The 19004-nt window shown below is 65.1% G+C and carries 19 protein-coding genes; 14 read left to right on the forward strand and 5 right to left on the reverse strand.

The features are described from left to right. Positions 1-91 precede the first annotated feature (91 nt). The 4 genes from VGN68_RS04055 to VGN68_RS04070 all read left to right on the forward strand — a co-directional run bounded on the left by VGN68_RS04055 (position 92) and on the right by VGN68_RS04070 (position 2960). The gene (locus VGN68_RS04055; protein WP_327474101.1) at positions 92-1087 is read left to right on the forward strand and encodes a GNAT family N-acetyltransferase; all 996 of its coding nucleotides are present in this window, start codon (positions 92-94) and stop codon (positions 1085-1087) included. Beyond that, positions 1084-1350 carry an acyl carrier protein gene (locus VGN68_RS04060; protein ID WP_327474103.1) on the forward strand — a complete coding sequence of 89 codons (267 nt, stop codon included), beginning with the start codon at positions 1084-1086 and terminating at the stop codon, positions 1348-1350. The genes VGN68_RS04055 and VGN68_RS04060 overlap by 4 nt, the downstream gene beginning before the upstream one ends. A gap of 144 nt (positions 1351-1494) precedes the next feature. Next, the gene (locus tag VGN68_RS04065; RefSeq protein ID WP_327474105.1) at positions 1495-2175 is read left to right on the forward strand and encodes a hypothetical protein; all 681 of its coding nucleotides are present in this window, start codon (positions 1495-1497) and stop codon (positions 2173-2175) included. Continuing rightward, positions 2160-2960, forward strand: a complete 801-nt coding sequence (locus tag VGN68_RS04070) for a hydrolase 1, exosortase A system-associated (protein WP_327474107.1) — start codon at positions 2160-2162, stop codon at positions 2958-2960. Before VGN68_RS04065 ends, VGN68_RS04070 begins: the two co-directional genes overlap by 16 nt. Positions 2961-3173: 213 nt before the next feature. Here the strand turns inward: VGN68_RS04070 and VGN68_RS04075 are convergent, their stop codons facing one another. Continuing rightward, the gene (locus VGN68_RS04075; RefSeq protein ID WP_327474109.1) at positions 3174-3806 is read right to left on the reverse strand and encodes a TetR/AcrR family transcriptional regulator; all 633 of its coding nucleotides are present in this window, start codon (positions 3804-3806) and stop codon (positions 3174-3176) included. 71 nt (positions 3807-3877) lie between these two features. On the opposite strand from VGN68_RS04075, the gene VGN68_RS04080 reads away from it, so the two are divergent. Further along, positions 3878-4954, forward strand: a complete 1077-nt coding sequence (locus tag VGN68_RS04080) for an aldo/keto reductase (RefSeq protein ID WP_327474111.1) — start codon at positions 3878-3880, stop codon at positions 4952-4954. Positions 4955-5055: 101 nt separating this feature from the next. On the opposite strand, the gene trxB is transcribed toward VGN68_RS04080, so the two are convergent. Then, complete coding sequence (gene trxB / locus VGN68_RS04085) at positions 5056-6021, reverse strand: thioredoxin-disulfide reductase (protein ID WP_327474113.1); 966 nt, start codon at positions 6019-6021, stop codon at positions 5056-5058. 91 nt (positions 6022-6112) lie between these two features. On the opposite strand from trxB, the gene VGN68_RS04090 reads away from it, so the two are divergent. Together VGN68_RS04090 and VGN68_RS04095 are read left to right on the forward strand one after the other, a co-directional pair. After that, complete coding sequence (locus tag VGN68_RS04090; RefSeq protein WP_327474115.1) at positions 6113-7126, forward strand: SRPBCC family protein; 1014 nt, start codon at positions 6113-6115, stop codon at positions 7124-7126. Continuing rightward, on the forward strand, positions 7127-7753 hold the full coding sequence (locus VGN68_RS04095) for a class I SAM-dependent methyltransferase (protein WP_327474117.1): 627 nt from the start codon (positions 7127-7129) through the stop codon (positions 7751-7753). A gap of 4 nt (positions 7754-7757) precedes the next feature. Here VGN68_RS04095 and VGN68_RS04100 read toward each other — a convergent pair whose 3' ends face one another. The 3 genes from VGN68_RS04100 to VGN68_RS04110 all read right to left on the reverse strand — a co-directional run bounded on the left by VGN68_RS04100 (position 7758) and on the right by VGN68_RS04110 (position 13153). Then, positions 7758-8486 carry a rhodanese-related sulfurtransferase gene (locus VGN68_RS04100; RefSeq protein WP_327474118.1) on the reverse strand — a complete coding sequence of 243 codons (729 nt, stop codon included), beginning with the start codon at positions 8484-8486 and terminating at the stop codon, positions 7758-7760. Between the two features lie 205 nt (positions 8487-8691). Then, positions 8692-10707 (reverse strand): GMC family oxidoreductase N-terminal domain-containing protein, encoded by a 2016-nt coding sequence (locus VGN68_RS04105; protein WP_327474120.1) that lies wholly within the window; start codon positions 10705-10707, stop codon positions 8692-8694. Between the two features lie 352 nt (positions 10708-11059). After that, positions 11060-13153, reverse strand: a complete 2094-nt coding sequence (locus tag VGN68_RS04110) for a malate synthase G (protein WP_327474122.1) — start codon at positions 13151-13153, stop codon at positions 11060-11062. 215 nt (positions 13154-13368) lie between these two features. Between VGN68_RS04110 and VGN68_RS04115 the strand changes: the two genes are divergently transcribed. From VGN68_RS04115 to VGN68_RS04145, 7 genes are all read left to right on the forward strand, one after another. Continuing rightward, entirely contained in the window at positions 13369-13668 is a 300-nt protein-coding gene (locus VGN68_RS04115) for a hypothetical protein (protein ID WP_327474124.1), read from the forward strand. Between the two features lie 89 nt (positions 13669-13757). After that, on the forward strand, positions 13758-14969 hold the full coding sequence (locus tag VGN68_RS04120; RefSeq protein ID WP_327474126.1) for a hydrolase: 1212 nt from the start codon (positions 13758-13760) through the stop codon (positions 14967-14969). After that, positions 14966-15967, forward strand: coding sequence for an arginine N-succinyltransferase (locus VGN68_RS04125; protein WP_327474128.1), 1002 nt, complete (start codon positions 14966-14968; stop codon positions 15965-15967). The genes VGN68_RS04120 and VGN68_RS04125 overlap by 4 nt, the downstream gene beginning before the upstream one ends. A gap of 132 nt (positions 15968-16099) precedes the next feature. Beyond that, on the forward strand, positions 16100-17350 hold the full coding sequence (locus tag VGN68_RS04130) for an N-succinylarginine dihydrolase (protein ID WP_327474130.1): 1251 nt from the start codon (positions 16100-16102) through the stop codon (positions 17348-17350). A 3-nt stretch (positions 17351-17353) separates the two neighbouring features. Then, on the forward strand, positions 17354-18025 hold the full coding sequence (locus VGN68_RS04135; RefSeq protein WP_327474132.1) for a spermidine synthase: 672 nt from the start codon (positions 17354-17356) through the stop codon (positions 18023-18025). Between the two features lie 16 nt (positions 18026-18041). Then, positions 18042-18599, forward strand: coding sequence for a septal ring lytic transglycosylase RlpA family protein (locus tag VGN68_RS04140; protein WP_414713004.1), 558 nt, complete (start codon positions 18042-18044; stop codon positions 18597-18599). A gap of 127 nt (positions 18600-18726) precedes the next feature. Next, positions 18727-18966, forward strand: a complete 240-nt coding sequence (locus VGN68_RS04145; protein WP_327474136.1) for a hypothetical protein — start codon at positions 18727-18729, stop codon at positions 18964-18966. Positions 18967-19004: the final 38 nt, after the last annotated feature.

The following is a 19004-nucleotide window of genomic DNA, read 5'->3' on the forward strand; positions in this document are numbered from 1 at the left end:
CCGCGCAGGGCGAGATGGTCGATCGGCCTGGAAGATGGGTTTTCGGCTTTGGTCATCGGCTGTTAGGAGTGAAGTGATAGAGGGCGACACCATGCAAGGGAACGGTGAACATCACGCTAATGATGAGCGGTTGCCCGCGACCGCGCGCGCGGGCGGCTTCGCCTCGCCCTTCGACCGCGCAGCGTGGTTCGACCTGCTCGAAGCCTATGGCTTTGCCGGACAAGGCCGGGTCGACGCGCACGGCCGCGCGGGCGACGTGACCGCATGGCTGCCGCTGCGCACCGAAACGCCGGGAGACGTGGCAGGCCTCACCAACTGGTACAGCTTTGCGATCCGCCCGCTGTACACCGACGACGGCGACCGCGGCGCCGCCCTGCGCGCGCTGTTCCACAATCTCCGCCGCACCGCCGCGCACCTGACGCTGTACCCCGTCAGCGATCCCGACGACCTCATTGCCGCGCTCCGCGCCGCGGGCTGGTGGGTCAAAGCCACCCCCGCTGGCGACCGCCACTGGCTCGACCTCGGCGACATGGATCATGACGCCTGGTGGGCCAGCCGCCCCGGCGCGCTGCGCAATACCGTCCAGCGCAAAGCGAAAAAGGGCATCGTCGATATCCAGCTGCTCACCGAATTCGACGATGGCAGTTGGGCCGCCTATGAACAAATTTATGCCGCGAGCTGGAAACCCGACGAAGGCCACCCCGCATTGCTCCGGGCTTTTGCCGAGGCCGAGGGCGCCCGCGGCACCTTGCGGATGGGCATCGCCCGCATCGACGGCATCCCCGTCGCCGCGCAGTTCTGGACCGTCGAGGACGGCACCGCCTTCATCCACAAGCTCGCGCATGTCGAGGACAGCCTGAAAGCCTCTCCCGGCACGCTTCTCTCCGCCGCATTGTTCCGCCATGTCATCGACATCGACAAGGTGAAGCGCATCGATTTCGGCACCGGCAACGACAGCTACAAACGCGACTGGATGAACCGCCACGACCCGCTGTGGCGGATCGAGGCTTTCAATCCGTCGCGCCCCGCGGCATGGGGACCGGCACTCAAGGCCTTCGCCCGCTCCCTGCTGAGGAAAGAAAATTGACCGAACCCGATACCGTCGACGCCACCCTCCGCGCCCTGCTCGCCGACGTCCTCGGCCTTGGCGAAGACCGCGCCGCGGCGCTGACCGCCGACAGCGGCCTGTTCGGCGCGCTCCCCGAATTCGACTCGATGGCGGTCGCGACGGTGCTGACCGAGATGGAGGATCGTCTGGGCATCCTCATCGACGATGACGAGATCGACGGCGAGATCTTTGAAACCTACGGCAATTTGCTGGCGTTTTCGCTGCGCAAGGTGACGGATTGACCGCATGGCCTACGCCTCTTCCCCGTTCGCCCTGAGCTTGTCGAAGGGCCGTCCTGTTCTTTCATACGTCGAAAGGCAAAAGGACGGTCCTTCGACAAGCTCAGGACAAACGGGAAATAGTGCGCGTTGCTGAGCAACCCTGCCATGCCCACTCCCGAACATATCCTCCGCATCACCCCCACCGGCACCCCGCGCGCCACGATCCTGTTCGTCCCGCCGTTATTCGACGAAGCCAACCGCACCCGCCGGACCCTCGTCCTCGCGATGCGCACGCTGGCGGCCGACGGTTTCGCCACATTGCTCCCCGACCTCCCCGGCCAGAACGAAAGCCTCGTCCCGCTCGAACAAGCCGATCTCGCCAGCTGGCAAAACGCGCTCGCCGATGCCGCTGCCACCATCGACGGCCCGCTGATCATCGCCTCGCTCCGCGGCGGCGCGCTGATCGACCACCATGCAAAGGCCGCCGCTTGGTGGCGCCTCGCTCCCGCGGGCGGCGCCGCCCTCCTCCGCACCCTGATGCGCGCCCGCGTCGCAGCCGACCGCGAAAGCGGCGTGACCTCGTCGCTCGATAGCCTGCAAACCGAAGCCGCCACCGCACCGCTGCTCCTCGCGGGCAACAAGCTCTCCCCCGTCATGATCGCGCAGCTCGGTAGCGCCGAAATCCAACCCGTCGCCCCGCTCCGCACCGTCACCCTCGGCAGCGGCGCCGACGCCATCGTCGGCACCCCGCTATGGCTGCGCGCCGAACCCGGCGAGTACGCCGCCATGGCCAAGGCAATCGCCGCCGACATCACCGCATGGAGCACGACATGCGGCATCAGCTGACCTTCCCTTGCGAAGGCGCCATGCTGGCCGCAACGCGCGACGAAGCGCCCGGCACCACCGGCCTGCTCATCGTGTCGGGCGGCAATGAAATCCGCAGCGGCGCGCATCGCGGCATGGCGACGCTGGCGCAGCGCATCGCCGCAGCCGGTCACCCCGTGTTCCGCTTCGACCGCCGCGGCATCGGCGATAGCGAGGGCGAAAATACCGGCTACACCAGCAGCGCCCCCGACATCGCCGCCGCAATCGCCGCCTTTCGCGACGCCGCGACGCAGCTCACCCGCATCGTCGCTTTCGGCAATTGCGACGCCGCCAGCGCGCTGCTGCTCCACCAGCCGCTTGCCCTCGACGGGCTGATCCTCGCCAATCCATGGACCTACGAAAGCGACGACAGCGGCGAAACCGACGCCCCCCCCCTTCCCCCTGCGGCGGCGATCCGTGCACGCTACCTGGCGCGGCTGACCGACCCCAAAAGCCTGCTCCGGCTGCTCAAGGGCGAGATCGACGTCAAAAAGCTGGCGCGCGGTCTGTCCGCACTAAGGCGCCGCACCGCGCCCACCGCCCCCGACAGCCTGCCCGCTCGCCTCAATGCCGCGCTGGCCAGCCTGCCCTGCCCGGCAACGATCCTGCTCGCGACGGGTGACCGGACGGCGCAGGCGTTTGTAGAAAATTGCGATCCCGGCGCGGTGCCGGTCGAACGACTGGACAGCACGTCGCACAGCTTTGCGGGCGATGACGGGGAATGGCTGACGGCGCGCGTTCTGGAATTGCTTACGCGACCACAATGATGGCCCAACGACAGTCTGCGGCTTTTGCGTGGTCAGCGGACATGAACTCCTCTCCCCTTGAGGGAAAGGATAGCGCAGCTTGCTCCGTCAGGAGCTAGCGAAGCTTGGTGAGGGGGTGGGACGCGCGCAGGCGTAGAATCCCTCTCAACTGCGGCTAGGCAGCAAGCTGCCAAGCCTTCGTATCTCTCCCTCAAGGGGAGAGAGGAATATGCTTCATGTCGGCCAACCTTCGAGTGCGGCATTTGTCATTGCAATAAGGTCGGCGCGAACAACGCCGTCGCGGGCAAGCGTAGACATGCCCTGGATCAGCGCAACGACCATCCATGCCAGCGCTGTCGCATCGGTGTGCTCCGGCAGGAGCCCCGAAGAGACATCTCTGTCGATGCGTTCGCGCAATGTCGCGGCGACTTTCTCTCGAATTATGGCGACCTTCTCCTGGACATCCTTGCTTGCTGCTGATCCACTTGCCGTCGCGCTGGCCAGCAAGCACCCCCGCGGCGTCGTCTCGCCCGTAAAGGCGACCGCCGTCGCGTGAAGCAGGTTGCGGGCAGCGTCGCGTGCTGTTGCAGCATCGGCGAAGACGCTGGAAAGTGCAGAGATATCTCCAGCATAGCGGTCGACGGCCTCTAAGAATAACTGCTTCTTGTCTCCAAAAGCTGTGTAGAGGCTGGGGGGGGTAATGCCCATTGCAGCCGTCAGATCGGCGATCGAACTGGTTTCATAACCGTTGCGCCAGAAGACATGCATCGCCGCCTCCAACGCCTGATCGCGATCGAACGACAGCGGCCGGCCAATACGTCGGCGAGCCGGAGCAGCTGAGGTTGACACGGTTTTCATAGTGATCATTCCGATAATGTTTGACGGGGCTACGCATACCTGCGACACAATCCATATCGATCGCTATGAAAGAAAATGCAATGACCCTCGCAGATCTTCGGACGCTCGGCCGCTCGGGCCTTGTCGTCAGTCCGCTGGCGCTCGGTACGATGACGTTCGGGCCAGGCGCGTGGAACGCCGACGACGAAATGGCCCGCAAGATCTTCGACGCATATCGTGAAGCAGGCGGGAACTTTGTCGATACTTCCGATATCTATTCGGGCGGTGGCAGCGAGGAGCTTGTCGGGCGCTTCATCAAGGAAACCGGCTCGCGCGACGAGGTGGTGCTGGCAACCAAATTCGGATTCAACGGCTCGGCCAACCCCCTGGCTGCCAAGCAGGCCGGCGGCGGCAACCCTAATGCCGGGGGAGCAGGCGCAAAGAATATCCATCGCGCGATCGACGCATCGCTGCGGCGGCTCGGCACCGATTATGTGGACCTGTACTGGATGCATATCTGGGATGGCGTGACACCGGCGGAGGAGCTGGTGGAGACACTGGGCAGCCTCGTGCGCGCCGGCAAGATCCGATACTACGGGCTGTCCGACATGCCGGCATGGCTAGCGATCAAGGCGGCAACAATTGCCACCGAGCGCGGCGTTCCCGGGCCGATCGCGATCCAAGTCGAATATTCGCTGGTGGCGCGCGACGTGGAGGTCGAGCACATCCCGGCAGCGCGTGACGCGGGTATGGGCGTTCAGCCATGGAGCCCGCTGGCCGGCGGCTTTCTGTCTGGTAAGTACCGGCGCGGCGACACCGCCGGCACGGGTCGGCTGAGCGGCGTCAACCCGTTTGGCGACAGTAAGTTTGTGAACCGTAACTGGGACGTGCTCGACGTCGTGAAGGCTATCGCGACAGAGGTCGACGCCAGCCCTGCTCAGGTGGCGCTCGCTTGGGCCATGGCCCGGCCCGGAATATCCTCAACTCTGATCGGCGCGCGGACGGTCGAGCAACTGCAAGGCAATCTCGCTGCTGCTGCGCTCCAGCTCGATGACGGGCATATGGCACAGCTGAACGAAGCAAGCGCTCCTGCGTCCAACTTCACAGCCGGTCTGACGTCGCCTGCCATCCGCCATATGATCTTCGGTGGTCATGACGTTCGTGGATGGGGTGAATAAAGGCCGAAGCGAATAGGGCGAGCTAGGCTCTGCGTATGACGATCAGCCGGGAACGGATGCAAAGGGTTCGGCGGCGGCGATTTCCGTGATTGGCGCGACGATCACGCCTCCACCAACGCCTTATACTCCGCTTCAGCCAAGAACCGCTCAGCATCCAGCGCCGCCATGCAGCCCATGCCCGCCGCGGTGACCGCCTGACGATAGACCTTGTCGGTCACATCGCCCGCCGCGAACACCCCCGGGATCGACGTCAACGACGTCCCCGGCGTGACCTCCAGATACCCGTCGCTATCCAAAGGTAGCTTGCCCTTGAACAGTTCGGTCGACGGGCTGTGGCCGATCGCGACGAAGCCGCCATCGGTCGGCTCATGGCTCGCCTCGCCGGTCACAGTGTCGATCAGATCGACCCCGACCAGCCCCGACACGCCCTCGCCCGCGACAAACCGCTCGACCTTCTTGTTCCACAAAACCTTGATCTTGGGGTTGGCGTGCAACCGGTCCTGCAAAATCTTTTCGGCGCGCAGATGGTCGCGGCGGTGGATCAGCGTCACGTCGTCGCTGTGGTTGGTCAGGTACAGCGCTTCCTCGACGGCGGTGTTGCCGCCGCCGATCACCACGACCTTCTTCCCGCGATAGAAGAACCCGTCGCACGTCGCGCACGCCGACACGCCCTTGCCGCCCAGCTCCTGCTCGCCCGGTACGCCCAGCCATTTCGCTTGCGCACCCGTCGCGATCACCAGCGTTTCAGCCATATAGACGTCGCCACCATCACCGGTGATCTTGAACGGGCGCTGCGACAGGTCGACGTCAACGATCGTGTCCCAGATCATCGACGTGCCGACATGCGTCGCCTGCGCCATCATCTGCTCCATCAGCCACGGCCCCTGCACCACCTCCGCAAAGCCGGGGTAATTTTCGACGTCGGTGGTGATCGTCAGCTGACCGCCGGGTTGCAGCCCCTGCACGACGATCGGCTGCATCCCCGCGCGCGCCGCATAGATCGCGGCCGACAGGCCCGCGGGGCCGGAGCCGAGGATGAGCATCTTGGTGTGGTGAACGCTGGGCATGACGGTCTTTCTGATCCTGTGCGGACACGCACAGATGGGTGTTGCCAACCGCGCTAGCAAGGGACAGGCTGCACGCCAAGAGGGAGCCCGCGTGACGACGAACCATCCACCGGCCGAAACGGCCCCCGCGCCGCGGCGCCGCGATAACTGGAAGCTGGTCACAGCCCTCATCGTTGCCCTTGCCGCGGCCCTCGGGGTCTATTTCCTCGCCGCGGCGGGATCGGGCGCGACGATCGGCTATGCGCTGATTGTCGTGCTGCCCGCGGCGCTGACCGCCTTCATCGCCTGGGTCGGCAGCATGGGCCGCGACTGGTCGCGCGGTACCTTTCTCGCCATTCCGCTGTGGCTGGCCTTTGCCGCCACGCTCATTGGCGCCGTATTCCTTCGCGAAGGCGTCGTTTGTCTGGTGATGGCCCTGCCCGTGTGGATTGCCTTTGGCTATATCGGCTTGTGGCCGGTTTACCTGTATCGCCGCTCGCGCAAGCGCGTCGATCCGGCGACCTTCCGGGCCCATGCCCTGCTGTTGATCCCCTTCCTCGCTTTGCTGGTCGATCAGCAGGTCGCGCCGCCGCGCGAGACGCGCACCGTGGTTCGCGAAATCATCGTCGATGCGCCGCCGTCGGTGGTGTGGCCGCGCCTGCTCGCCATTCCGGCGATTGCGCCCGATGAAGGCCGCTGGAACGCCAGCCAGGATCTGCTCCGCCTGCCGCGGCCGCTGGCGGCGCGCGTGTCGGGCGAGGGTCGCGGCGCGGTCCGCGACGCCTATTGGCAGGACGGCATCCGGTTTCAGGAAATCGTCACCGACTGGCAGGAAAACCGGCTGCTGCAATGGCGCTTTGCGTTTCCTGATCCGTCGATCCACGAACGCACCGATCGGCATATCGAACCGCATGGCCGCCATCTGTGGATCGACACCGGCGGCTATCGCCTGATACCGCTGGCCGACGGGCGCACGAAAATCCGGCTATGGACGCGCTATCACCTTGCCACCCCGTTCAACACCTATGCGGGATGGTGGGGCGAGCGCATATTGGGTGACATTCAGGACAATGTCCTTGCCATCGTCGCCGGGCGAACGGCACGGGGCGCTGGGGGAGAGCGATAAATGGCAAGCTGGTGGGAACGTCATGGGGTGCCGCGGCTGATCAAATGCGCCTGTTCGCAGGGGCAGATCATGAAAGTGCGCAGCAAGGTCGTGCCCAACGCCAGCGGCGACGTCCTTGAGCTCGGCTGCGGCGGCGGCATCAACATGGAATTTTATGATCCCGCGCGCGTGACCAGATTCACCGGGCTCGATCCCTCGCCCGAATTGCTGGCGATGAGCCGCGCCGCGGCGCAGGCGCGCGGAATGGCGGCGGATATTCAGGGCGGCGTCGGCGAGGCGATGCCGTTCGCCAGCGACCGATTCGACACCGTCGTCACCACCTTCACCCTCTGCTCGGTCGCCGATCAGGCCGCCGTGCTCGCCGAAATCCGCCGCGTGCTCAAGCCCGGCGGCACCGCGCTGTTCCTCGAACATGGTGCGGCGCCCGACGCAAGCGTGGCGAAATGGCAGCGACGGATCGAGCCGGTGTGGAAACGCATCGGCGGCAATTGCCACCTGACGCGCCCGATTTCCGGCGCCTACGAACAGGCAGGCTTTGCCGTCGACCGGCAGGCCGCAGCCTATATTCCCAAAACCCCGCGCCCGTTCGGCTGGTACGAATATGGCGCGGCGCGGCTAAACGCCTGACTCGTCAAGCCTTCTCGCCCACCTCGACCAGCCCATGCCCCACGCTCACGCGCTCGTCGAAGACGAAACAGCTGCCGTGCCAGCGGCTCTCCTCCGTCGGCACCTGCTCCAGATACGCCAATATGCCGCCCTTCAGATGCACGACATCTTCGACGCCTTCATGGCGCAGAAACGCGGTCGATTTTTCGCAGCGGATGCCGCCGGTACAGAACATCGCCACCCGCTTGCCCGCAAAACGCTCGGCATTGGCGCGCCACCAGTCGGGGAACTCGCCAAAGCTTTTCGTCGCCGGATCGACCGCGCCCGCGAAACTTCCGCAACCGACCTCGAACCCGTTGCGCGTGTCGATCAGTACGGTGTCGGGATCATCGACCAGCGCGTTCCAGTCGGCCGGATCGACATAAGGCGCCGCATCGCGCGCGGGATCGAGCCCCGGCACCTTGAGCGTGACGATTTCCTTCTTCAGCCGCACCTTCAGCCGCTGAAACGGCATCGTTGATGCTGTCGAATATTTGACATCGAGGTCGGCGCAACCGGGCAGCGCGCGGACATGCGCGATCACCGCTGCCACGCCGTCGCTGCTCCCCGCAATCGTGCCGTTGATCCCCTCGCGCGCCAGCAGCAGCGTCCCCTTAATCCCCTGCACTGCGCACAGGTCGATCAGCGGCTGGCGCAGCGCGGCAGGATCGTCGAATGGCGCGAAACGATAGAGAGCGGCAACGGTGTAGGTCATGGCGCGCGGCATAGCCGCTCGTGCAGCGCTTTTAAAGATTCGCGCAGAGGCGCAGAGAATGCAGAGAGAGGAAATAGCGGCTATGTCGCTTGTTCTGTGAAATCTGCGCCACTTTCACGATGCTGGCGAATTGGCGTATCGCCTCTGCGCTCTCTGCGCCTCTGCGCGAATTTTATTTCTAGCCGCGGTAGCACTGCGATTAGTTTTACCCAAACGGATCCCCCCGCCCCGTCGCATAATGCGCCATCGCCATCGTGGTCCATTGCGCGTTCACCCGAATGCAGCTGGGGAAGACACTCGCGTCGGTGACCAGCACATTGGTCGTCCCGTGCACCCGACAGTCGAGATCGACGATACCGTGTGCCGGGTCTTCGTTGATCGCATTGCCGCCATGCGGATGGCTGCTCGACAGCGTCACATCATCCTGTTCGCGGATCGCACCGACAAAAAACGCATCGACGTCCATATCGGGCGTCACCACCTGCCCCCGCGCCAGCGCCGGATAACATTCGATCGCCCCCGCCGCGAAATGCACCTTGGTCAGCGTCGCCATCGCGTCGCGCAGCACCGGCAAATCGTCGGTCGCGTCGAGCTGGAACTGCAATTTGTCGTTCACCACCCGCCCGCGCCGGTCGGCCGGAAACAGGATGCCCGCCGAATGCACGCGCCCGAAATTCTTCATCCGGTTCGCATGGTCGGCGAACCAGCCGGGCATCAGCGACGCCATCGACATCGGCGGCTGGAAATGGCTTTCGAGCAGATAGTCGCCGACATCGACATAGCTCGACATCTGGTCTTCGTCCCACGCATTGCCGCCGACCCCGTCGGGCATCAGCGCGACCACCGGCGAAGCGACGTTGAGCGACACCTGATAACCGGTGCCGTCGATGTCGCTGCGGTCGAGCAGCTTCGACGACGCGATCGTGCCCCCCGCGACCACCACCCCGACCCGCGCCCGCACCATCGCGCGCACATCGCCGGGCAGCACCAGCACCACCGCCTCCGCCTCGCGCCGCCCGTCATAGGCAGTTTGCCACACGATCCGCTCGGCCTTGGTATCGGGCAGGATGCGCGCGCCATAGTCGCGGCACGCCGCGGGCAGATAGGTCTGCGCCACCCCCATGCGGCGGCCATAGGGACAGCCCGAATTGCAGTAACCGCAATAGGCACAGGCATTGGGTGTATTCGGCGGCCCGAAATTCTTGGTGAACCAGTCGGTGATCGCCCGCGCATCGCGCGGCTTGCCCGACGCCGCGGCATAAGCCTTCCACCCCTCGATCAGATGCGGCCCGTTGTGCCGCCCGCTGCGCGGTTCGATTTTCGCGATGCCCAGCTTCGCCTGCACCGCGTCATAGCTTGTATGAAACGCCGCGGCATCGATCGGCGCCCCGATGCGTGCCCATTTCGCCAGCACATCCTGCGCGTCGGGGTGCGTGCGCCCCGCCTCGTTGACGCGCAGGCAGATGCCGTTGTTGATCGTCGATGAACCGCCGACGCAGCGCCCCTGAAACACCACGAAATCGCGATTGGTCGACGTCTGCAACGCGCCATGCTTGTACAGGCTCGCGATCATGTCGAGTTCGTGATGGTGGATCTTGTGCGACGGGAAAAACGGCCCCGCCTCGACGATCAGCACCGTATAGCCCTGCGCCGCGATATTATGCGCCGCGACCGCCCCGCCCGCGCCCGACCCGATCACGACGACATCATATTCGTGGCCCAGCGTGGCGGCGTTCAGAATATGCGCGGGATCGATCTCGCGCCCCGTAACGGGCGTGATCGGCGTCTCGCCCGCCCCGCGCACCCGGTGTTTGGGCAGCGTGAACCCGATCTGGCGATGCACCGGATTGGCGATATTGGCGTCCTGATCGCCCGGCAACAGCCCCGGCTGCCAATGGCCATAATAGCAGGCATAAACAATGCCGCGCAGCCGCGCCATGTCCTGAAACAGGTCGATCTGGCTGTTCTGGAGGCGGCTCTTCAGCTTGGCGGCGCGTCCCGCGACATCGTCCTCGGTAAAAAACGGCCCGCCCAGCACGACCTCGGTCGCGGTCAGCGACAGGCGAATTTCATCAAGCTTCGTCCCGCCCACCTTGGCGAATAATTCACAGATATTGTCGACGACCTGATCGGCGGTGATCGCCATGGTCGCGCCATGAAACAGCGCCTCGGTCAGCGCCTTCAGAAATTTGAGCTGCCCGAAATTAAACGGTGCCGTCATCGCCCTGCCCCCTGCAATCCCCGCGTCAAAGATGGCGCGTTATAGCGGGTCAGGGCAAGGCGTATTGTATGGAAGCGTCGGTGTTGGGGTGGGAGCAGCCATCTCTCAGCTTCGTCATCCCGGACTTGATCCGGGATCCACGACGACGGCGCAGTTATGGATCCCGGATCAAGTCCGGGATGACGAGGAGGCGAAAATCCTCCCTGTGGCGCAGCCATGGGGAGGGGAACCGTCCGCGAAGCGGATGGTGGAGGGGCTTTGCGACGGATGCGCCATAGCCCCTCCGTCAGCGCTTCGCGCTGCCACCTCCCCATGGCTTCGCCACAGGGAGGATGAACTACCGCGACCTGGCTCAAACCGCCTTCTTCGCCTGCCGGAACTTGTGCAGCAACGGCTCGGTATAACCCGATGGCTGGGTCACGCCGTCAAAGATCAACGCCCGCGCCGCCTGGTAGGCAATCCCGTCGGGGGTCAGCTTCTCGTACAGCGGATCACCCGCGTTCTGCGCATCAACCTTCGCCGCCATCCGCGCCAGCGCCGCATCGACCTGTTCCGCCGAACATACGCCGTGCAGCAACCAGTTCGCCAGCGCCTGCGACGCGATCCGCAGCGTCGCGCGGTCTTCCATCAGGCCGACGTCGTCGATGTCGGGCACCTTCGAACAGCCGACGCCTTGGTCGATCCAGCGCACGACATAGCCCAAAATGCCCTGGCAATTATTGTCGAGCTCGCGGGTGATTTCGGCCTCGCTCCAGTTGCGCCCGGTGGCGACCGGGATATTGAGCAACCGGTCGAGCGACGGCACCGCCTCGCCCGCGATCTCTCGCTGCCGCGCGAACACATCGACCTGATGATAATGCAGCGCGTGCAGCGTCGCCGCGGTCGGCGACGGCACCCATGCGGTGTTCGCGCCTGACTTGGGGTGGCCGATCTTCGCCTCCAGCATCGCGCGCATCAGGTCGGGCATCGCCCACATGCCCTTGCCGATCTGCGCCTTGCCCGACAGCCCGCAGGCGAGACCGATACGAACGTTGCGGTCTTCATAGGACGCGATCCAGTCGCTCGCCTTCATCTCGCCCTTTGGGATCATCGGCCCCGCGCGCATCGACGTGTGGATCTCGTCGCCGGTGCGGTCGAGGAAGCCGGTGTTGATGAATACGATGCGGTCCTTCACCGCGTGGATGCACGCGGCGAGATTCGCGCTGGTGCGGCGCTCCTCGTCCATCACCCCGACCTTCATCGTGTGGCGCGACAACCCGAGCATATCCTCGACCGCATCGAACAAACGGTCGGTGAAACCGCATTCTTCCGGCCCATGCTGCTTGGGCTTGACGATATAGATGCTGCCCGCGCGGCTGTTGGTGAGGGTGCCAAGGCCTTTGAGGTCGTGGAGCGCGCACAGCGCGGTGATGACGGCATCGCACAGCCCCTCGGGCGCCTCATTGCCCCCGGGCAGCTTGATCATCGGCGTCGTCATCAGATGCCCGACGTTGCGAACGAACATCACGCTACGGCCGTGCAAAACAAAGGGATCGCCAGACGGCGAGGTCCATTCGCGGTCGACCGCCATCGCACGCGTCACCGTCGCCCCACCCTTGGCAAAGCTTTCGGTCAAATCACCGCGCATCAGGCCGAGCCAGTTGGTATAGCCGAGCACCTTGTCCTCGCCATCGACCGCCGCGACGCTGTCCTCCAGGTCGATGATCGTCGTCAGCGCCGCTTCGAGCACGACGTCGGCGATCCCCGCCGGATCGGTCTTGCCGATCGCGCTCGCCGAATCGATCACCAGTTCGATGTGCAGGCCATGGTGGCGGAGCAGGATTCCGCCGGGCTTGCTGCCGACCCATTGCGCCGGATCGGCCAGCATCAATTGTCCGCCCTGCCAATCAGCCCAGCTTCCCGATGCCAACGGCACGGCTTCGTCGAGGAACGCCTTGGCACGCGCGATCACCGCCGCGCCGCGGTCCGCGTCATAGCCGCCAGGCTTGGCGGGCGGCGCGTCGAGCGCGTCGGTGCCATAAAGCGCATCATACAGGCTGCCCCATCGCGCATTGGCGGCATTGAGGGCAAAGCGCGCGTTGAGTGCGGGCACGACCAGCTGCGGCCCCGCCATCGTCGCGATTTCGGGATCGACATTCTGCGTGCCCACGGCAAAGGGCGCCGGTTCGGGGACGAGATAGCCGATTTCGCGGAGGAATGCCTGATAGGCGGCGGCATCATGCGCCTGCCCGGCCCGTGCCTCATGCCAGGCATCGATCTGGGCCTGCAAATCCTCCCGCTTCGCCAGCAGCGCCGCATTCTCGGGCGCAAATTTGCCCAGCAACGCCGCAAAATCGGCCCAGAATTTGCCCGCGTCGAGCCCAGTGCCGGGCAGCGCACGCGCCTCGATGAAATCGGCCAAACGCCAATCGACGGACAAACCGCTGCGGTCGAGGAAATCAGTCATTCAAGCACCCTTTGATCAGCGCGATGGCGCCATGGAATCCGGGGAGGAAAGGGCCGACGCCCTATGCCGCGATTGTCCCGCAATGGCAATGGCAGCAATTTCACGCATAGGATTTCAGTCGATCGGTTTCGATTCGACACTTGCCGGGGGCGTTCGCATGTGCATTATGTTGCAATGCACAACGGAATTTCTCCCCTCCTCCCCCAGGTGAGCTCATGAACGAAACCCGGTTGACCCTGATGGAAGCGATCGCGCGCAAGCGCGTCGTTACGGCGCAGTATAACGGCCAGCAGATGAAGCTTGCGCCGCACCAGATGTTCGAACGCCGCGGCGACCTGTTCGTCAGTGCGCTCAACCTCGACAAAAGCTGGCGCTCCGACGACGAACGGCGGCTCGGGCATTTCAAGCTGGACGGGCTGGTCGAACCGGCGCTGATCGACGCCAGTTTCGAACCCCTGCCCACATTCGAAGCCGCGCCGCCGCAAAGCGACGACACTTTGCTCCTCGCGGTCTGATCGCTCCGCCATAACCGCGGGTGATGGTCGGTCGATGATTCCGCCCCGGCGGGGGTGGCAAGCGCCGCGCCGCTCGCTATAGCCGTGCGATGACCTCGCTTACGGCCACCGAAACCGCCACGCTCGAACGCGCCGCCGATGCGCCGATGCTGGCGCAGGTCGAACGCTGGGCCGCGATCAACAGCGGCACCGGCAACTTGCCGGGGCTGAAAAATGTCGCGGGGCAGCTCGCCGACAGCTTTGCCGCACTGCCCGGCGACGTGCGGCTCGTCGCCGCCGATCCGGTCGAAAGCGTCGACGCCGCGGGCCGGGTCAGCACGATCCAGCGCGGCGACCACCTCCACCTCCGCGTCCGTCCCGACGCGCCGGTCCAGCTGTTGCTCACCGGCCATATGGACACGGTGTTCGCCGCCGATCATCCGTTCCAGACGCTCAAATGGCTCGAACCCGGCGTCCTCAACGGCCCCGGTACCGCCGACATGAAAGCGGGCATTTCGGTGATCCTCGCCGCACTGACCGCGCTCGAAGCCTCGCCGTTCGCGACACGCGTCGGCTATGACGTGATGATCAACAGCGACGAGGAAACCGGCAGCCACGCCTCGGCGCGACTGATCGCCGAACTTGCCGCCGGGAAAACCGCGGCTTTGACCTACGAACCCGCGCTGCCCGACGGCACGCTGGCGGGGGCAAGGCCGGGAAGCGGCAATTTTTCGGTGACCGTCCATGGTCTGGCGGCGCACGCCGGACGCAACCCCGAAGAAGGCCGCAACGCCCTAGTCGCCGCAGCCGATCTCGCGGTGCGCCTGAATGCACTCAAGTCCCTGGAATTGAAGATCAATCCGGCCCGCATCGACGGCGGTGGCCCGAACAATGTCGTCCCCGACCAAGCCATCCTGCGCGTCAACCTCCGCCCTTCGACCCCCGAAGCGATGATTGCCGCCGAAACCGCGCTGCGTGACACCATCGCCAACATCCAGCGCGACCATGACGTCCACTGCCACCTTCACGGCAGTTTCAATCGCCCGCCCAAACCGCTCGACGCCGCGGCAACGCGCCTGTTCGAGCTGGTCCGCGACTGTGGCGCCGCGCTCGGTCTGCCGCCGATCCGCTGGAACGCCACCGGCGGCGTCTGCGACGGCAACAATATCGCGGCGTGCGGGATCCCGGTCGTCGACACGATGGGACCGCGCGGCGGCGCGATTCATTCATCGGACGAATTTCTGATCGTCGATAGCCTCGCCGAACGCGCGCAGCTGTCGGCGCTCACCATTATACGCATAGCGGAACGGGGGACAGTGTGAATTACGTGATCCGGGCAGCCAAGCCGGGCGATTTGCAGAGCATTTACGAGATGGCAAAGCTGACCGGCGGCGGCTTCACCAACCTGCCCCCCGACAAAAAGGCGCTGCGCGCGAAGCTCGAACGCACCGAAGCCTCGTTCGCGAGCGACAAGGAATATCCGTCGGACGAGTTGTACCTGCTCGTGCTCGAAGACCTCGATAGCGGCGAAGTGCGTGGCACGTGCCAGATATTCGGACAGGTCGGCCAACGCTGGCCCTTTTACTCCTATCGCATCGGCACCGACAGCAAGCACAGCGAGCAGCTCGGCCGCACCTTTCACGCGCAGATCCTGATGCTCAGCAACGACCTCAACGGGTCGAGCGAGGTCGGGGGGTTGTTTCTTCATCCCGCGGCGCGCGCCGGGGGGCTGGGGTTGCTGCTCGCCCGCTCGCGCTATCTGTTCATCGCCCGCCACCGCGCGCGCTTTGTCGATCGCATCCTCGCCGAGCTACGCGGGGTGATCGACGAGGCGGGCGGCTCGCCCTTCTGGGACGGGGTCGCGGGCAAATTCTTTGGCATGAGCTTTCAGGAGGCCGACCAGTTCAACGCGGTCCACGGCAACCAGTTCATCGCCGACCTGATGCCCAAGCATCCGGTCTATATCGCGATGCTCAGCGAGCATGCGCGCAGCGTCATCGGCGTCCCGCACCCCAGCGGCCGCGCCGCGATGCGGATGCTGGAGAACGAGAATTTCGCGTTCGAAAATTATGTCGACATTTTCGACGGCGGCCCGACGATGACCGCGCGCACCGATCAAGTGGCGAGCGTCGCGGGGGCGAAGCACACCGAAGTGTCGGCGATCGCCGAGGGAGGCGATGACGCGCTGGTCGCTACCGGGCGGCTCGCCGAATTCCGCTGCTGTTTCGGCAAGGTCGGGGACGGGTCGACGCTCGATAGTACGGCTGCCAAGTTGCTCGGGGTCGATGTCGGCGATGACATCAGCTGGATCGAGCGGTAGCACGCAGTTCTTCTCCGTTTGTGCTGAGCTCGTCGAAGCACCGTTCTTCGTTTGACGCCCAAAGAAAGAACGGCCCTTCGAAAAGCTCAGGGCAAACGCTTTGGGATTCAACCGACTAAACGAAAGTCACCCATGCTTACCGAAATCAATTTCGACGGGATCATCGGCCCCAGCCATAATTATGCAGGGCTTAGCCGCGGCAATATCGCGTCGGCATCGAACGCGGGCGACGTGTCGCAGCCGCGCGCGGCCGCGTTGCAGGGTATCGACAAGATGCGCCACAATCTGGCGCTTGGCCTGCCTCAAGGCTTCTTCATGCCGCTCGATCGCCCCGATGTGCCGTGGCTGACGGCGCTTGGCACGACGCTGGCGGATGCAGAGGGGCATTTGCGCGCGCAGGCGTGGTCGGCGTCGTCGATGTGGGCCGCCAACGCCGCCACGGTCTCGCCCGCCCCCGATAGCGCCGATGGCAAATGCCATCTGACGGTCGCCAACCTCGTCACCATGCCGCATCGCAGCCACGAATGGCCAGGAACGCTGGCGCAGCTTCGCCTTGCGTTTGCCGATCCCGCCTTTGCCGTCCACGCGCCGATCCCGGCCCCATTCGGCGACGAAGGCGCGGCCAACCATATGCGGCTGTGCAACGGGCATGACGGGCAAGGCGTCGAAATCTTTGTCTATGGCGTCAGTGGCGGCCGCTTTCCGGCGCGCCAGCATCTCGACGCGTCGAAGGCGATCGCCCGCCATCACCGGCTCGACCCCGCCCGCACCCTTTTCATCCGCCAGTCGGACACCGCGATCCAAGGCGGCGCCTTTCACAACGATGTCGTCGCCGTTGCGAACGAGCATGTGCTGTTCACCCACGAAACCGCGTTCGAAGACCGCGAGGCCGCCCACGCCGAAATCCGCGCCGCTTTTCCCGCGGTCGAGATTGTCGAAGTACCGGCGAGCGCCGTCACGCTGCCCGACGCGATCAAATCCTATCTGTTCAACGCCCAGCTCGTCAGCCTGCCCGACGGCGGCGGCATGGGTCTTGTCCTGCCGACCGAGGCGCAAGCCACCCCCGCGGTGTGGAACTGGCTGGAGGCGCATGTCGCGGGCAACGGGCCGATCCGCCGCCTGCTGCCGGTCAATGTCCGCCAGTCGATGGCGAATGGCGGCGGCCCCGCGTGCCTGCGGTTGCGCGTCGTTGCCGACCCGGCCACGGTCGATCCGCGGTTCATCGCCGACGATGCGAAACTCGACCAAATCGCCAAGGTGGTGGCGAGCCACTGGCCCGAAGCTATCGCTCCGGGCGACCTGGCATCGGCGACGCTGGCTTCCGATGTGCGCAGCGCGCGCGCCGCGCTGCTTGCCGCGCTCGACCTAAGCGAACTGACCTGAGCCATGAAAATGCGCGAATTGCTCGGGACGGCGCAGGTACCCGGCGGCGACGAGCTGCGGCTGTACCGGCGCGGCGACGATTTCATCATCGCGATCGACCGCAACGAATTGATGAGCAGCCGGATGAGCGGCTCCGAAGAAGCGCTGGCGACAATGACGTGCGAGCGGCTCCGCAGCCCGCAAGCGGCAAGCTTGCTCATCGGCGGTTACGGCATGGGGTTCACCCTGCGCGCCGCGCTGGGGGTGCTCGGCCCCGACGCAAAGATTGCGGTGGCGGAGCTGGTGCCGGGCATCATTGAGTGGGCGCGCGGTCCGATGGCGGAACTGGCGGCGGGCTGCCTTGATGATCCGCGGGTCGAACTGGTGCTCGGCGACGTATCGAAAGCGATCGGCGCGGCGACGCACCGCTATGACGCAATCCTGCTCGACGTCGACAATGGCCCCGATGGCCTGACGCGCGAGGCCAACGAGGGTCTCTATTCGGCGGCGGGCCTTGCCACAGCCAAGGCGGCGCTGCGGCCCGGCGGAATACTGGCGATATGGTCCGCCGCCCCCGACGCCCGCTTCGCCCGCCGATTGAGCGCAGCGGGGTTTCAGGTCGAAGAGGTCGGCGTGCGCGCGCGCAGCAATGGCAAAGGCCCGCGACACGTCATCTGGTTCGCGCGCGCGGCCTGAGCCCGGAGTCATGGCAATGCGGCCCAATTCGATCGTTGCCGCAGCGGTGATGGCATTGTCGCTGTCCGGTTGTGCCGGGAACAATTATCGCCCAGTTGCCGACACTCCCGTGCGTGTCGGACCCGCTTACACTATCCGCGGCGCGACCTATGTCCCCGCCGCCGCGCCGACCTATGACGCGCTCGGCTATGCCAGTTGGTACGGCAGCGAGTCGGGAAACCGTACGGCCAATGGCGAACAGTTTCGTCCCGGCTGGATCACCGCCGCGCACACCACGCTGCCCCTGCCCACCTATGTCGAGGTAACCGCGCTCGATACCGGACGGCGGATCATCGTGCGGGTCAACGACCGCGGCCCGTTCGCGCAGGGTCGGATCATCGACCTGTCGCGCGGCGCTGCCGAACAGCTGGGGATCAAGGCGCAGGGCCATGCCGCAGTGCGTGTGCGGCGGGTCGAGCCGTCGGAGAAAGACCGTGAGCGGCTGCGCAAGGGCAAACCCGCTGCGTCGCTTGAGCGCGTATCGGAACGCGAGTTGCAAAGGCTGCGGGCGTGGATAGCTTCTACGGAACGGTAAGTCCCGATTGGCGACACCCGTCACGCGCCTTCCCCCTTTTGTCGGATTAACTTACAGTTTACCATAAGCCCGGCGCAGCAAATCCCGCTTTTGCGCCAGTGGCACGGCTCTTGCTGGACAAATGGTGATGTGGAAAAAAATCGGACGCCTGTTCGTCATCAAGACCCGCTTTGAAGCGTGCCTGATCATCTATGCCCTCGCGGTCGGCGCGATGGCGCGCGGCAGCGCCTATCTGCATGAACATCCTGGTGTGGGCGGCAAGCTATTGTTGGTCGCATGCAGCGGCGCGGTGTTTCTGGCCGGTGCGAAAATTTTCGACTGCCTCCGTTACGAGCAGGCGGCCGCCGACGCCAAACTGGCAGACTAAACCGCAGCAGTCTTTCCCGCGTCACCCGGATATGCGAA

The organism is Sphingopyxis sp., assembly GCF_035998965.1.
Classification (GTDB): Bacteria; Pseudomonadota; Alphaproteobacteria; order Sphingomonadales; family Sphingomonadaceae; genus Sphingopyxis.